Annotated in this window: 14 protein-coding genes; 3 read left to right on the forward strand and 11 right to left on the reverse strand. The window is 61.5% G+C overall.

What is annotated here, in order from left to right; genetic code table 11:
- The coding region (locus ICL81_RS11865; protein WP_215394791.1) for a hypothetical protein at positions 1-268 on the forward strand (268 nt) is incomplete at its 5' end.
- Positions 269-599: 331 nt separating this feature from the next.
- Here the strand turns inward: ICL81_RS11865 and ICL81_RS11070 are convergent.
- The 4 genes from ICL81_RS11070 to ICL81_RS11085 form a co-directional block, all read right to left on the reverse strand.
- Positions 600-1,589 carry a C-terminal binding protein gene (locus ICL81_RS11070; protein WP_188034941.1) on the reverse strand — a complete coding sequence of 330 codons (990 nt, stop codon included), beginning with the start codon at positions 1,587-1,589 and terminating at the stop codon, positions 600-602.
- Positions 1,590-1,591: 2 nt separating this feature from the next.
- A complete protein-coding gene (locus tag ICL81_RS11075; RefSeq protein ID WP_188034942.1) occupies positions 1,592-3,214 on the reverse strand; it encodes a thiamine pyrophosphate-binding protein in 1,623 nt (540 codons plus the stop codon).
- Between the two features lie 2 nt (positions 3,215-3,216).
- On the reverse strand, positions 3,217-4,572 hold the full coding sequence (locus tag ICL81_RS11080) for an MFS transporter (protein WP_188034943.1): 1,356 nt from the start codon (positions 4,570-4,572) through the stop codon (positions 3,217-3,219).
- A 90-nt stretch (positions 4,573-4,662) separates the two neighbouring features.
- Complete coding sequence (locus ICL81_RS11085; RefSeq protein ID WP_188034944.1) at positions 4,663-6,333, reverse strand: amidohydrolase; 1,671 nt, start codon at positions 6,331-6,333, stop codon at positions 4,663-4,665.
- Positions 6,334-6,523: 190 nt separating this feature from the next.
- Here ICL81_RS11085 and ICL81_RS12230 point away from each other — a divergent pair, with 190 nt between their 5' ends.
- On the forward strand, positions 6,524-7,495 hold the full coding sequence (locus tag ICL81_RS12230; protein ID WP_188034945.1) for an Lrp/AsnC family transcriptional regulator: 972 nt from the start codon (positions 6,524-6,526) through the stop codon (positions 7,493-7,495).
- A gap of 152 nt (positions 7,496-7,647) precedes the next feature.
- Here the strand turns inward: ICL81_RS12230 and ICL81_RS12075 are convergent, their stop codons facing one another.
- Positions 7,648-8,178, reverse strand: coding sequence for a cyclase family protein (locus ICL81_RS12075; protein ID WP_353055514.1), 531 nt, complete (start codon positions 8,176-8,178; stop codon positions 7,648-7,650).
- 59 nt (positions 8,179-8,237) lie between these two features.
- Positions 8,238-9,185: an agmatinase gene (speB, locus tag ICL81_RS11100; RefSeq protein WP_188034946.1), complete on the reverse strand. Its 948-nt coding sequence runs from the start codon at positions 9,183-9,185 to the stop codon at positions 8,238-8,240.
- A 180-nt stretch (positions 9,186-9,365) separates the two neighbouring features.
- Here speB and ICL81_RS11105 point away from each other — a divergent pair, with 180 nt between their 5' ends.
- Positions 9,366-9,947, forward strand: a complete 582-nt coding sequence (locus ICL81_RS11105) for a helix-turn-helix domain-containing protein (RefSeq protein ID WP_188023206.1) — start codon at positions 9,366-9,368, stop codon at positions 9,945-9,947.
- An 8-nt stretch (positions 9,948-9,955) separates the two neighbouring features.
- On the opposite strand, the gene ICL81_RS11110 is transcribed toward ICL81_RS11105, so the two are convergent.
- The 5 genes from ICL81_RS11110 to argH all read right to left on the reverse strand — a co-directional run bounded on the left by ICL81_RS11110 (position 9,956) and on the right by argH (position 15,012).
- Positions 9,956-10,759 (reverse strand): nitrilase-related carbon-nitrogen hydrolase, encoded by an 804-nt coding sequence (locus tag ICL81_RS11110; protein WP_188034947.1) that lies wholly within the window; start codon positions 10,757-10,759, stop codon positions 9,956-9,958.
- A gap of 119 nt (positions 10,760-10,878) precedes the next feature.
- The gene (tyrS, locus tag ICL81_RS11115) at positions 10,879-12,162 is read right to left on the reverse strand and encodes a tyrosine--tRNA ligase (RefSeq protein WP_188035015.1); all 1,284 of its coding nucleotides are present in this window, start codon (positions 12,160-12,162) and stop codon (positions 10,879-10,881) included.
- 158 nt (positions 12,163-12,320) lie between these two features.
- Positions 12,321-12,644: a hypothetical protein gene (locus ICL81_RS11120; protein WP_188034948.1), complete on the reverse strand. Its 324-nt coding sequence runs from the start codon at positions 12,642-12,644 to the stop codon at positions 12,321-12,323.
- Positions 12,635-13,294 carry a hypothetical protein gene (locus ICL81_RS11125; RefSeq protein WP_188034949.1) on the reverse strand — a complete coding sequence of 220 codons (660 nt, stop codon included), beginning with the start codon at positions 13,292-13,294 and terminating at the stop codon, positions 12,635-12,637. The genes ICL81_RS11120 and ICL81_RS11125 overlap by 10 nt, the downstream gene beginning before the upstream one ends.
- Positions 13,295-13,575: 281 nt before the next feature.
- Positions 13,576-15,012: an argininosuccinate lyase gene (gene argH, locus ICL81_RS11130; RefSeq protein ID WP_188034950.1), complete on the reverse strand. Its 1,437-nt coding sequence runs from the start codon at positions 15,010-15,012 to the stop codon at positions 13,576-13,578.
- Positions 15,013-15,058 lie beyond the last annotated feature (46 nt).

The raw sequence follows: 15,058 nt of genomic DNA on the forward strand, positions 1-15,058 counted from the left end.
GTTCATGCCAGGGATAAAAAATTGGCATTTGACAATCAAGTGCACACTATTGAGTTCTCAAGGACCAGACACTCCCCGTACCGACCAAACCAATGGCCCTCCGAAAAGCAGTCCAACAACCAAAACCAAACGATTCCGGTTAACCGCAAACAAAATCAACCAGGCCAGCGATGCTGCCCGGCTGCGTTGCGGCGACAAGGGAATACATTACGCTCAACCACGGCCGAGCGCAAACTTTGGCACATTCTTCGGCGTGTCTGAAAGCTGATTTCGCTGTTTCTCTCGAAAGCGCGTTCGCAACACTCAGGCGGGACCTGGGGAAACCTCAGGTTCGCGTTGTATCCACGGGAGTCTCGGGCATCTGGCCCGCTCGTCCTGTTCGACCTTCAGCCAGACCAGCACAGCAGGCTCATCCTGGCAAAGGAGGCACTTTCTGACGCATGAAACAGCCAGTTTTGAGAAAACGTCCGATTGCGATCCCTCGGGTGGACCTATGCCACGTCCAGCAGTGTGCGGAGTACAGCCCTGCACCTACACACAAAAGTGGGGCGCCCCGGAGTATTCCGAAGCGCCCCACTCATGATGCACAGCCAGAAGCCTTAGCCCAGTCGGTTCACAGGCGAATCGGGCGTACCCGATTCAGCGAGCGTGACAACGTTCTGCGCCTGAATTCGCACGTACTCGATCTCGGTACGAGCCGAGAAGTACGCGATGTGCGGCGTCAGCACAACATCGGGGCGGCCAAGCAGCACGTGATCGGCTGCGGGTGGCTCCTGGTCGAGTACGTCGAGGGCAGCACCAGCGAGGTGTCCGCTGTCGAGCGCAGCGACGAGCGCCTCATTGTCGATGAGACCACCGCGCGACACGTTCGCGAGCACGCTGCCTGCGGGCATGCCTGCGATGAATTCCGCGTTAATCATCTTCGCCGTCGACGGGAAGAGTGGCAGGTGCAACGAGAGGACGTTGGCGCGCGCCTGTACTTCCTCGAGGCTCATGCGCTCGACGCCGAGGGCCTCAAGATCTGCGGCCACCTCAGGGGTGTCAGGCAGCATCGGGTCGTAGCCAATGACCGAGCCGAAGATGGGGCCGGCGATGCGCGCGAGTTCGCGGCCGATCTTGCCGAGGCCGATGATGCCGAGCGAGATCTCGCTCAGGCGCGGCGGAGCCGAAGACGCGCGGTCATTCCAGGTGCCGGGCACCGCAGAACCGGTGTAGAACGGCAACTGACGAACACTGCTGAGGATGATCGCGAGCGCGTGCACCGCAACCTCCTCGGTCGCTGCACCGGGAACGTTGGTCACCCAGATGCCGCGCTCGGTGGCTGCCTCGAGGTCGACGTAATCGAAGCCCATCGACATGAGTGCGATGATCTTCAGCTCGGGAAGCGCTTCGATGATCTCGCGCGTGATCGCTGCGTATCCGGGGAGCAGGGCAACTGCATCCTGCGAACCCGCAATGATTTCCGCTGCGTCACGGGTGCCGAGCACGCGTACCTCGTAGCCTGCTGCTTCGAGCAGGGCGATGCCGATCGCGGGATCAGTGTCGTCGATGTCGGTGTAGACAACGACGGGGCGCTTTGCCTCGGTCATGATTAGTTTCCTCCGTTGATCTGGAAGGTGGCCTGATCGATGTGGATCACCTGCAGGCCGCCGTCCCGCAGCGCAACCTTCACTGCGGCATCGAGTTCTGCTGCGTTTGCCGCGCGGTGACCTGCGCCACCGAATGCGGGAGCAAGTGCTGCCCAGTCTGGCTGTACGAGATCGACCGCGATGGGTGCGATGTCGGCGTCCATCTCATTCTGCTTGATCTCGCCGTAGCCACCGTTGTCCACAACAATGACGGTCACGTCTTCCCGCTGCTCAGTGACGGTGATGAACTCGTTCATCGAGAACATGAGTGCACCGTCGCCAATGACCACGAACGAGGGGCGGCTGGGATCCGCGATTCGCGAACCGAGCGCTGCGGGCAGGCCGTAACCAAGGGTTGCGTAGGTGGTCATGTACGGGGTCGAGTTGGGCTTCGACGCCTTGATGGTGTTGAGCAGGCCCCAATATGCGATCTGCGACGAGTCGGTCGAGACGATCGCGTCGGCCGGGAGAACGTCAGCGATGATCTCAGCGAGCGCAGCGTTCTCGGGCGACAGCTCGCGCACCTCGTTGCGCACGGCGACGAGGGTTTCGGCGGTGCGTGCCGCGCTGTCGAGCGCCGTCCCCTCACCGAGTTCGGCGACGAGCGCCGCGAGGGTTGCCTGCGCTGATCCGACGAGACCGACCGTTGCGTCCTGGTTCTTGTTGATCTGTGATTCGAGCAGATCGATGCGGATCACAGCGCCCTGCGCATCAAGCTTGTCGACCCAGAGCTCTGCTTCGCCGAGCTTCGAACCAACAACGACGAGCACGTCGGCGTCGCGGGCACGATCACGTGCCGCAGCGAGGCGCAGGTTTGCACCGAGCGAAAGCGGGTGGAGCTCGTCGAGCACACCCTTTGCATTGCCGGTGGTGACGACCGGGGCACCGAGTCGCTCCGCGAGGGCGCGGATCTCGGCAACAGCTTCGCGGGATCCGCCGCCAGCGAGGATCACGGGATCTGCGGCGTTCGCGAGGAGGCGAGCGGCCTCGGCGATGCGTGCGGGATCCGCCGCCGGGACCGGGGCAAAGGTACGGGGCGCGAGCTCTGCAGCCGCGATCTCGGTGACCTCCTCGAGCACGTCGAGGGGAACTTCGATGTACACGGGACGGGGGCGAGTGGTTGCGAAGAGCTCGAATGCGTCGTGCACTGCAGCGACGGCCTCTTCAGCCGACTTCACCCGGCGGCCCCACTCGACGATCGCAGAGGCCGCACTGAGCTGATCCTTGGTTTCGTGCAGGGTTCCGATGTCAGCGAACTCGTTGCCGAGTGCCGGGCCGGGGGCCAGCAGGATCATCGGGCGCGACTCGCAGTATGCGGTGCCTGCGGCCGACAGCGCGTTGAGCAGGCCGGGGCCACTCGTGGTGATGACGACGCCGGGCTTACCGGTCTGCAGCGACCAACCGTCCGACGCATAGCCGGCTCCCTGTTCGTGACGCGAGGTCACAGGGCGAATACCAAGCTCAGTGAGCGGGCGGTAGAACTCGAGGTTATGCGTACCCGGAATACCGAACACGGTGTCGATGCCGTAGTTCTTCAGGGTTTCGATGACGACCCAGCCAGTGGTGCGTCGGACGGCGGTCTGCATGATTAGATTCCTTCTGAAATGGTGACGGCAGTCGTATCAGTGCGGGCCTTGAAGGAGCCCGTCACGGGAGCGACGTCCGAGTGCTGGGGAGCAAAGATGGTGCCGATGAGCGCTGCAACAGTGAGCACGCCGAAGAAGCCGATGACGGCCCAGACGCTGCCGGTCGCAAGCATGATCGCCGAAGCGGCTGCGGGCGAGAGACCGCCCCAAAGCGCCGCACCGATGCCATACGAGAGCGACATCGAGGTGTAGCGCGCCTGCGGACGGAACATCTGCGCCATGAGCGTCGACAGCGGAGCCCATGCGCCACTGAGCGTGATGCGCAGGAGCGATGCAAAGAGGAAGATCAGCGCGACGTTGTGTGCTTCGATGACAAGAATCATCGGGATCATGCAGATGAACGACAGGATGATGCCACCAAGCATGACGGCCTTGGCACCGATCTTGTCGCCGAGCATTGCGACGGGCAGGGTCACGATCGCCTCAACCAGTGAAGCGATACTCATCGCGCCGAGGATCACGGAAGCAGAGATGCCAATCTCGGGGCTCGTTGCGTAGTTCTGTACGAAGGTGGTCGCGATGACGTAGCCACCCGACGACATTGCCACGATGCAGATGCCCATGAGAATCGGGAACCAGTTGTTCTTGATCGCGAAGACGAGCGGCGTGGACTGCTTCTTGCCCTCGACCTTTGCCTCGAAGACCGGGGTCTCCTCGACGCGGTAGCGAACCCAGAAGCCGACACCGATGAGCACGACGCTGAAGAGGAACGGAATACGCCAGCCCCAAGCGAGCAGCACGTCGTCCCCCATGAGCGCGAGCAAGAAGAACGCCAGCGACGAGAGCAGCGCGCCAAGCGGGTTACCGAGCTGTGTGAAGCCGCCGTAGAAGTTCTTCCACTTATCAGGAGCACTCTCGACAGCCATGAGGCTTGCGCCGCCCCACTCGCCACCAACAGCGAGACCCTGCACCATACGGAAGAGGATAAGGAGGATCGGACCCCAGATACCGATGGTGGCGTAGCTCGGAAGCAGACCAACGCAGACCGTTGCAACGCCCATCATCACGAGCGTGATAGTGAGTGCGGGCTTACGGCCGAGACGGTCACCGACGTGGCCAAAGATAATGCCACCGAGGGGGCGCATGAAGAACGCGACCGCGTAAGTACCAAACGACGCGAGGGTCGCGAGTGCGGGATCCGCGTTCGGGAAGAACACATGCGGGAAGACGATCGCCGCAGCGATTGCGTAGACGTAGAAGTCGTACCACTCGACCGTGGTACCTACGAGAGCGGCGAAGCCACTCTTTAGCGCGCGTCTATGTGTATTCCCCTGTGTAGGGATAGAGGTTGTTGACATGTGAGCTCCTTTGCCGGATGCCGTATTTTTGGGTTCGAACCAGAAGGTGCGGGGCCGGCCAGCGGTGTTGCCGGCCCCGCGATCAGAGAATTAGCGGGTGTAGACCTTCGTGCCGCCGACCCAGGTCGAGTCGACCTGCACCTCGGCGAGCTCGGTCACGGGCGTCGTGTAAGGATCCGCGCCCAACACTGCGAAGTCAGCGCGCTTGCCAATCTCGAGACTGCCCAGCTCGTCCTCACGGCCGAGCGTGCGAGCCGCGCTGATCGTGTGGCCGCGCAGTGCGGTGTCGACCGATACTGCGAGATCTTCCGAACCGAGCTGGTGCCCACGGCGCGTGATGCGCGAGGTCGCGGCCTGCAGGGCCTCGAGGGGACGGGGCTCGGCGACGGGAGCATCAGACGAAATGGTGACCGGGACGCCAGCGCGCTCGAACTCACCGAGCGGGTTGAAACGCTCGCCGGGGGTGCCGACTGCGTGCTCGACGCCCTCGCCCCAGTTGAAGTGGTGCTGCGGCTGGTTGACGGGCATGATGCCTGCCTGTGCCATGCGCTCGATCTGCTCGGGAGTGGGCAGACCGCAGTGCTCGATGCGGTGACGTGCGTCAGCATCGGGGTGCTCTGCGAGCGCTTCCTCGATCGCGTTGATCACCATCTCGAGCGCGACGGGCGACTGCGAGTGGGTTGCGGTTTGGAGACCAACAGCGTGCGCCCGCTTGATGAGCGCCGTGTAGTCACGCGGATCGTGGTACAGCTGGCCGGTGCGGCAGGGGTCGCCAACGTAGCCGTCGGGAAAGTACGCGGTCCAGCCACCGAGGGTGCCGTCCGAATAGAACTTGATGCCAGCAAACGAAAGGTACTCGTTGCCGAACTGGCCGTGCAGACCCATCTCGATCGCTTCGTCGAGGAGGTGCGAGAGCAGGTACATGCTCACGCGCATCTTCAGGTCGCCGCTCTCAGCGAGGCGAAGGTACATGTCGAACTCGCGACGGCTGACCTGCGCGTCACCGATCGTGGTGACGCCGCCCTTAAAGAAGTCTTCCTGCGCTGCTGCAAGCTGGCGCTTGTGCTCTTCGGGTTCGTCTGCGAGGTGGAAGTTCGGGCCGTGGTGGCCGATCTTCACGCCCTCAAGGCCGGTGAGCATGTTGCACGCCGCGTCAGACAGCTCGCCGGTGAGCTCACCGTCTGCGTCGCGGAAGAACTCGCCACCCTTGGGGTTCGGCGTATCGCGGTCAACACCGTGGAGTTCGAAGGTGTAGGAGTTCACGACACCGCCGTGACCCGATGCGTTCATGAGGTAGACCTCGCGGTCGGTTGCGACCTGGTCGAGCTCGAAGCGGTTGGGGTGGCGCTGCTCTGCGAGGTTGCGCTGCTCGTAGCCGAAGCCGCGAACGGGGCGGCCTGCGGGGAGCTTCTTCGCTGCTTCACTGAGGAGCGCGACGATCTCAGGGATCGAAGATGCCTGCTCGGGGCCGCAATCGACCCAGCTCATCATCTGGCCGTGCATGAGGGGATGCGCGTGCGCATCAATGAAGCCGGGAACCACGACACCCTCGCCAAGATCGACGATCTCGGGAGCAATAGCGCTGATGGTTGCCGCGGTTGCTTCACACGCCGCGACGGTGCCGACCTGGCGGATCCGGTCATCAATGACCAAGAACGCTTCAGGAGTCGTTCCTTCAGTATCGAGCGCGTAAATCTTCTTCGCCACGATGATCTGGGGGGCCGCGATTTCCGAGGCCTTCGTGAATGCCAACTTACGCACTGTGTGAACTCCTTTGTCTGTGTACGAAGACGAGGCTAGCCCCATTCCAAGACAGAATTGCGCGACAAGAATCTCACAGTGCAGATTTGTCAACACTGGGCAGCATAAGGACACCCAGTTGCGACAATTGATGGAGCCACAAAGTCAATTTGTCGAATTACGACACGTCCAGTTCTGATAGCTTGAGCGAGTGCAAGACTTCGACGAAGACCTCATTCGTGCGCTCCAGCTCGACGGCCGCGCGCAATTCTCCACGCTCGCTGACCAACTCGGCGTGCACCGCACACTTGTTGCGAAGCGCGTGCAAGAACTCATCGAGACTGGCGAGATCAGCATTCGCGCCGCAGTACACCCGAGCGCTCTGGGCATGCCAGTACAGGTGAACCTTCGGCTGCGGGTCATCGGCTCCACCACTCACGTGTTCGAAGAACTCCTCACGCGTAACGACGTCGTATTCCTCTCGGAAATCACCGGCCCGCAGCAGGTCATTGTCGAACTCTGGGCTGCTGACTGGGAGACAGCCGCACGCGCCACCAGGCAGATCCGCGCGATTCCCGGCGTTATTGAAATCCAAACGAGCCTGTACGAACAAGTCATTCGACGTCTGCGTTTGAGTCAAGATCCCCGCGTGCCTATGCACACGTTTGACGACTTTGACGTCGAACTCATGGCCCTACTCCAGGAAGACGGGCGCTATACCTTTGGGGAGCTCAGCCGCAGACTGGGAAGATCCGCCTCTGCATGCCGCACGCGAGTCATGCGTCTGCTCGATTCAAATGCGATGCGGATCGGTGCCGTACGCGCGAGGCGAGCTGCAACCAGCTCGCTCCTTGCCGGCGTTGGCATCACCCTCAGCGGCTCAGAAACCACCGCCGAGGCATTCGAGCAGCTCTTCGTGGAGTTGCCAGGCATTGAATTCATCGCACGCACGATGGGAACCTATTCGTTCATCGCAACGATCTCAGCACGGTCGATCCCCCACTTCGCGCAACTTGTCCGCGACATACGCGAACAGCCAGGCGTCATGATCGTCGACACCTGGGTGCACGCGCATATCTGGGCAGAGCGTTACGAATGGAGCCTCGACCGCCTGCTCGGTGGCCGGATGATTGAGCAGGGCGGGTCACTCGCCGATGAAACGGGCCACGGCTCGAACCGGTGACCCATCGATCCCATCAAGCCTGAGGGGCAGCACAGAGAGTTCCACTGAATCTGGGATCTCAGACAGCCCCCTGAGGTTCTCAACAATCACACCGTCATTGCCGAGCCAGAACTGATGTACCGGCAGGGACTCCTTCCCCATAGCGTCAGGACTCAACGTGTCCACGCACAGCACGCGAGCACCGCGCTCCCACAACAGCTCGGCAAGCTCGAGCGCAAGGTACGGGTGGCCAGAGCCGCATCCGTGCCGAAGTGCACGTCCCAGCCAGTGTCGATGCAGACAATCTGCGGGAGCGCTGTCGGCAGGGTTGACGCGTCAGCTGCCACAATCGCCGTGTCCGGGACTGCCGCATCGATCCGCGCAACAAATGCCTCACCCCACAGCCGTGCAAGCGGGATCTCCTCGACCGTGCGTCCGCCAGGAATGACGTGCACCGGGGCGTCAAGGTGCGTGCCAGCGTGCGACCCGAGATCGAGGCGTGCCACCGCAACGCCATCTGCTGCGACGGTGAGCGCCGGCGCGATCGTGACCGCCGGGTCACCCGGGTACACGGGCATGCCGGTAGCGAGCGGGTGACTCAGATCAACAAAGCGCATGGGGCCTTTCGAGTGCTGGACGCTGCTGCGGATCGGCCGCGGTTCGGTGCCGTTCGGTGCCGAAATGACAAAATCCGCGCGACGCACGAGTGCGAGGTCTCCCTCGATCGTACGCCGCGCGGATCAGTCGCGATACAGCTGCGTGACTAGTCGCGAGCCGCCATCGCCGAGACCAGCTCGTAGACAACATGGCTTGCCGACACCGCGGTGATCTGCGCGTGGTCATACGCCGGCGCGACCTCAACCACGTCAGCACCAACGATGTTCAGGTCAGCAAGTCCGCGGATGATGCGGAGCATCTCGCGGCTCGTGAGCCCACCAGCCTCGGGCGTACCGGTGCCGGGCGCGTGCGCGGGATCAAGGACATCGATGTCGATCGAGATGTAGAGGGGCTTGTCACCAACGCGGGTGCGGATCTTCTCCAGCGCCGCCGGAACACCGTGCTCCTCAACGAACTCGGTCGTGACAATCTGGAAGCCGAGCATTGCGTCGTCTTCAAGGTCGCTCTTGCCGTAGAGCGGGCCGCGGGTGCCGCCGTGCATCGACGCAGTCATGTCAATGAGGCCCTCTTCCGATGCGCGACGGAACGGAGTGCCGTGAGTCGTAGGTGCACCGAAGTAGGTGTCCCAGGTATCGAGGTGCGCATCGAAGTGGAGCACTGCGACGGGACCGTGCTTCTTGTTAATCGCGCGAAGGAGTGGGAGCGCGATCGTGTGGTCGCCGCCAATGGTGACGATCTTGTCGACCTTCTCACCGAGCTCGGTAGCTGCGGCGTCGATCTGGTTGACAGCTTCTTCAAGACTGAAGGGGTTCGCAACGATGTCACCAGCGTCGACAACCTGCTTGCGCTCGAAGGGCGAAACGTCCTGCGCAGGGTTGTACGGACGGAGCAGGCGCGAAGCCTCACGCACGTGGCTCGGGCCGAAACGTGCGCCGGGGCGGAAGCTCACACCGGTGTCGAAGGGAATACCTACGACTGCGATGTCTGCTGCGGGCACGTCTTCGATGCGGGGCAGCTTTGCGAACGTGGCGATGCCCGCGTATCGCGGGGTGAGGCTTGCGTCTACGGGGCCTACGGGGGTGTGATCAGTCACTGTCCACATTCCTTTCAGGGGTGTTCATCATTGAGCGTGCGCACCAATATAAGTTTCATGCAAGTAAACAAGTAGACTCTATTAGTGAACTTGATGACAGAATAGACTGAGAATCAACACCACGTCAAACGCGGCTGGCCGACGCTGTCAGCAGACGTGCAACTTCGGAAGGTGGTCGCCATGCGCCCCGTACATCCCACCGCGGGAGACACCCCTGTGCGGATCGGTGCCAAGCTGCGCGCGTCACGCACTTCGCAGGGCATCACGATGGAACAGCTCGCGACGGCCTGCGGCCTCACCAAAGGATTCTTGAGCCGCGTCGAACGCGACGACACGACCCCGAGCGTTCCCGTGCTCGTGCAGATTTGTCAGGCGCTCTCATTGCCGGTCGGCTCGCTCTTCGAGGAGCCAGAGGTGCAACTGGTGTCACTCGCAGACGCCCCCAAGATCAACATGGGCGGTACTGGCGCGGTCGAGCGACTCGTCACGCCGCGCTCCGAACATCGCGTACAGGTGCTGCGATCCACCCTCGAACCCAACGCTAACGGTGGCGTGCAGCTCTACACGGTGAACTGCGAGGTTGAGAGCATTCATGTCATTTCAGGCAGCGTCGACCTGATCTTCACTGACCGCCGCGTTCCCCTTGCCGCCAGCGATACCCTCACCTTCGCAGGCAGCGAGCCGCACACCTGGGAAACGCACGAGGCCGGCGCAGAACTCATGTGGATTCTGGCACCGGCCGCGTGGAGTGGGTCGAACTAGGGCTACACCTACCCCCAAGTCGCATACAGCTGCGGCTGTACATCTGCGAGGTAGTCAGCGGCGATGTCTTCAACAGGCTCTACCTCAGGCAGGTCTGCAAACAGCAGCTGAGTCTCGCGACCGGCACTTGCGAGCAGGAGTCCATCGCGCCCAGCGACCGTGCTCATACCGGTGAAACCCGCGGCCGGATCATCGCCCTGATGCCGGCGCGCAGCGTGATCCGCATATGCCACAACCATGCTGTTTTCTGCGGCGCGAGCGCGCACCAACACCTCGGGGACGTAGCGTGAGAAGCCATCGATTGCGGTCGGCACGAGGAGCAGATCGATTCCCTGCTGTGCCAGATATCGTGCGGGCTCGGGGAATTCGATGTCGTAGCAAATCTGGAACGCGACTCTGCGCCCATTCCACTCTGCGATTGCGGGAGCCGCAGTCGACGGTGTGAAGGCGAGCGGCTCTTCGTCGGCCCAGAGGTGCACCTTTTCGTACAGAAGCACTTCAGCACCCGACGCATCCCACAGGCCGGCTGCGATTGAGAATCCGCCGTCTTCGCGGGCGAGCGGGAAGCTCGCGGCGATCGCAATTCCGGTGTCTTTTGCCATCGCAGAGATTGCTGGGCGGATCGTCGCAATCCGCTCAACCGTCAGCCATTCGGCGAGCGCACGGGGTGCGTAACCAGACACCCACAGCTCTGGCGTGAGCAGCAGTTCGGCACCGGTCTCACTTGCCACCTCTGCTGCACAACGCATCGTCGCGAGGTTTGCTTCGATGTTCAGCGGAACAGCTTCGTCTTGCATCAGCGCAATTCTCATGACTCGACCGTAACACCGGAGGTAGTGCACACCCTGATAATGCGTAACGCCCCGAGACAAAACATGTCACCGAGGCGTTACGTCAGTAGATCTATGCGGATCTACGTGATGAATCTGAGTTAGAGGGTGATTCCCGCCATTGCTTTCTTGCCGCGACGCAACACCGCAAACTTGCCGTGGAGCAAGTCACCTGCTTCGAGCACGCGGCCGTCAGCCTCTACCGCAACGTTGTTGATGTACACGCCGCCCTGCGCGATCGCACGACGTGCTTCGCCGAGGCTCTTCACAAGGTTTGCGTCGACGAGCAACTGCGCAACGCTTGCACCGAGCTCGCCCGCTGCCTGGGGCAGCTCTGAGATTGCGCCGCTGAGCGACATCTCGTCGAGGGTTGCGAGGTCGCCCTGGCCGAAGAGTGCAGCCGAAGCATCGATTGCGCCCTGCGCTGCAGCGCGGCCGTGCACAAGGCTGGTGACCTCGAGCGCGAGGCGCTTCTGCGCTGCACGACGGAATGGCTCTTCCTCAACCTGGCGAGCGTAGTCTTCGATCTCTGCACGCGACAGGAAGGTGAAAACCTTCAAACGATCGACGACGTCAGCATCAGCCTGGTTGAGCCAGAACTGGTAGAACGCGTACGGCGAGCACATCTCGGGGTTCAGCCAGATGGCGTTGCCCTCGCTCTTGCCGAACTTGGTGCCGTCAGCGTTGGTGATGAGCGGGGTGCCGATCGCGTGGACCGATGTACCCTCAGCCTTACGGATGAGGTCGGTGCCGCTCGTGAGGTTGCCCCACTGATCGCTACCACCCGACTGCAGCATGCAACCGTACTGGCGGTGGAGTTCGAGGAAGTCGAGACCCTGCAGGATCTGGTAGCTGAACTCGGTGTAGCTAATGCCCTCGTCGGAATCGAGGCGCTTCGCCACGATGTCTTTCTTGATCATCGTGCCGACGCGGAAGTACTTGCCAATCTCGCGCAGGAAATCAATCGCCGAGAGCGGCGCGGTCCAGTCGAGGTTGTTTACGAGGCGTGCAGCGTTTTCGCCCTCGAAGCTGAGGTAACGCGACACCTGCTCACCGAGCGAGCTCACCCACTCGGCGACAGTCTCGCGAGAGTTGAGCGTGCGCTCTGCGGTGGGGCGCGGATCGCCAATCAGACCCGTCGAGCCGCCAACGAGGCCGAGGGGAAGGTGGCCCTTCAGCTGCAGGCGACGCATGAGCAGGAGCTGCACAAGGTGGCCGAGGTGCAAGCTCGACGCCGTCGGGTCAAAGCCGCAGTAATACGAGAACGGCTGACCTTCGATCAGCTCAGAGAGTGCCTCAGCGTCGGTGGATACGTGGATAAGACCACGCCACTCAAGCTCAGCCCACAGGGTGGGGAAGCTCGCATCGTTACTCTGGGCGGACATCATTGCTGCGCGTTCATCTACTACAGACACACTAGATATCGTACCGTGTGCTGCCGATGCCCGTGTCAGCCTCCACAGGTTTCCTTGGGAAACTGACGGTGGCCCCGGCTACTTAAGTAACCGGGGCCCCGTGAGCAACCCTCACCAAGTTTGGCCAGTCAGTCTTCCGCTGGGGTACTGTCACCACTGCTTTCGTGAGCAGGCTTCCCTTTCTCCCGTTTCTTCTTACTGCGAGCGGAAAGAACACTGCTTCCCCAGAAGAGCACCGAACCAATCACCATCCCCAGCAAGGTGGGTGCCAAAAGCCCTGGAATCTCATGCCATTCACGGGTCCCCATCAGGACTTTCAGTGCATAAATGATGAGCAGAGCAATTGAGCAAGACAGGAACTGGAACACCACTAGGAGACCGATCTCCCGCGGCTTATGCCAGTCGGGCTTCCTCTTCAGAAACTCCCAAATTCTAAGCATAGTCACCGACATTGCTTATCCCAGTTAATTGATGAAGAGGCAGTTGCAGCAGCCAGGCCACAAGCTACTCCCCCGATACCCGCCGTACCAGCACCAATTCCTGCGCAAACCCCGGTCATCCCTACGTTAAAAATCATTTGCCCAGCAAAAGAAGACCAGCATGCTGCTCGCCCACCAATTCTCAGTTCGAAGGCGTTCTTGTTTAATGAATCGCTCGCAGGAGTTACGACAAGCTTGTCTCCGACAACAACAAATTTTCCTTTTTGAGAATGATTAGCGACGTCAATCAAGGGATCGACTGAGGAAAGCAAGACGTTTCCAGCTTCATCTTTAAGCAAAAATGTTCGACCGTCATTCTGTAGGACTACCCGGTCTGTGTCTTGAATTTTCAGATTCGCACTGAGCCCGCGCACGTGGGTCGTGTTCACGGGATCTGGAGATATCAATCTCTCTTGTCCGTCCAGTCCTACGACCGCTATTCCACCCTGTGCGGCTTGGTCATACACATTCATTGAGGCAGACGACGCCGAAGCCGCTGAGGCGGCCGCAGTGGTCGCGCTTCCAATCATCATCGCGGCCATCACTGCCGCGACGACTCTCATACGTAGTTTCATGTCTTCACCAGCTTGTTCTAGGCACCAAGCATTTTGCAGACTGCTCATATGCGGACAGCCCGGGAATGCGTTTGGTGCGAGTAATTGAGAAGTTGAAAACCGGTGTTCAAGGAAATGGTTTCACGCAGTCACTGTGATCCCAGAAATTGATGACTTTTGAGCAACAGAGCTCGTCAAATTCGTGTGTGGCTAACACCTTCATTCGCAAGCAGCACTACTTTGGCCTCTCTTCAAACCGCCCCGAACACGACAGAGCCCCCAACCGCCGAAGCAGTTGAGGGCTCTGGGAGCAACGCTCGCCGGCGCGGGCCGGCGGCGCGAAGCGGAACTTACGCGCGGAACTCCGCGATCCGCTCAGCCAGGAGAGCCAGCTGATCGTCAACGCGCACGCGTGCGGTGCCACCAGCACCGATGCGCGAGTTGACCGAGCCCTCGATGGTGAGGACGTCGCGAACGCCGGGGGTCAGGTACTCCGAGACGGTGAGCAGCTCTTCGTCGGAAGGCTCGTGCAGCTCGAGGCCACGCTCCTCGCAGTAACGAACGAGTTCGCCCGAGATCTCGTGAGCATCACGGAAGATCACGCCCTGCTTCACGAGCCACTCAGCAACGTCGGTCGCGAGCGAGAAGCCCTGCGGTGCGAGGGCTGCCATGCGCTCGGTGTCGAAGCTCATGGTGGCAACCATGCCGGTGAAGGCGGGCAGGAGCACCTCGAGCTGCGAGATCGAGTCGAAGACGGGCTCCTTGTCCTCCTGCAGGTCGCGGTTGTACGCGAGGGGCATTCCCTTGAGCGTTGCGAGCAGGCCGGTGAGGTTACCGATGAGGCGACCTGACTTGCCACGAGCGAGCTCGGCAATGTCGGGGTTCTTCTTCTGCGGCATGATGCTGGAACCGGTCGAGTAGCCGTCGTGCAGGCGCACGAAGCCGAACTCCTTGGTGTTCCAGATGATGATCTCTTCGCTCAGACGCGAGAGATCGATACCGATCTGTGCGCAGATAAATGCGAACTCTGCAACGACGTCGCGGGCTGCGGTGCCATCGATCGAGTTTTCGAGCGGATCGCCAAGGCCGAGCTCTGCCGCTACGAGACGGGGGTCAAGGCCGAGGGAGCTGCCAGCGAGTGCACCGCCGCCGTAGGGCGAGAAGCGCGCGCGCTTTGCCCAGTCACGCAGGCGTTCGAGATCGCGAACGATCGGCCATGCGTGTGCACCGAGCTGGTGCGCGAGCAGCACGGGCTGCGCATGCTGGAGGTGCGTGCGGCCCGGAAGAATTGCGTCGGGGTGAGCCTTTGCCTGGCCCTCGATTGCAACGAGCAGGTCCACGAGCAGGTCGCTAATCACTGCCGCGTGATCGAGCAGGAACATGCGAACGAGCGTCGCAATCTGGTCGTTGCGGCTACGGCCTGCACGAAGCTTGCCGCCGAGCTGTACGCCGGTGATCTCGATGAGGAGGCGCTCGAGTGCCGAGTGCACGTCTTCGTCTTCTTCTGCAGCGACAGCACGGCCGTCAGCTACGCGAGCCGACAGCTCGTCGAGTGCCGCACGCATGTCAACGAGCTCCTGCTCGCTGAGGTAGCCGGCAGCAGCAAGCGCCGTAGCGTGTGCCTTCGAGCCGCGAATGTCATACTGCGCCAGCACCCAGTCGAATTGGGTCGACTTGCTCAAAAGCTGCAGCTCGGGCGACGGACCGCTCGCGAAGCGGCCGCCCCACAGGGCTCCAGCCTCTGCCGCGCGGTTACCAGTTTCGGAGTTCTCAGTTGCCTCAGTCACGTGACCAGCCTATCTGTTGGAAAGTAATGATCCGCGCCCCAGATAT

The organism is Leucobacter sp. cx-328 (genome assembly GCF_014530035.1).
Taxonomy (GTDB): domain Bacteria; phylum Actinomycetota; class Actinomycetes; order Actinomycetales; family Microbacteriaceae; genus Leucobacter.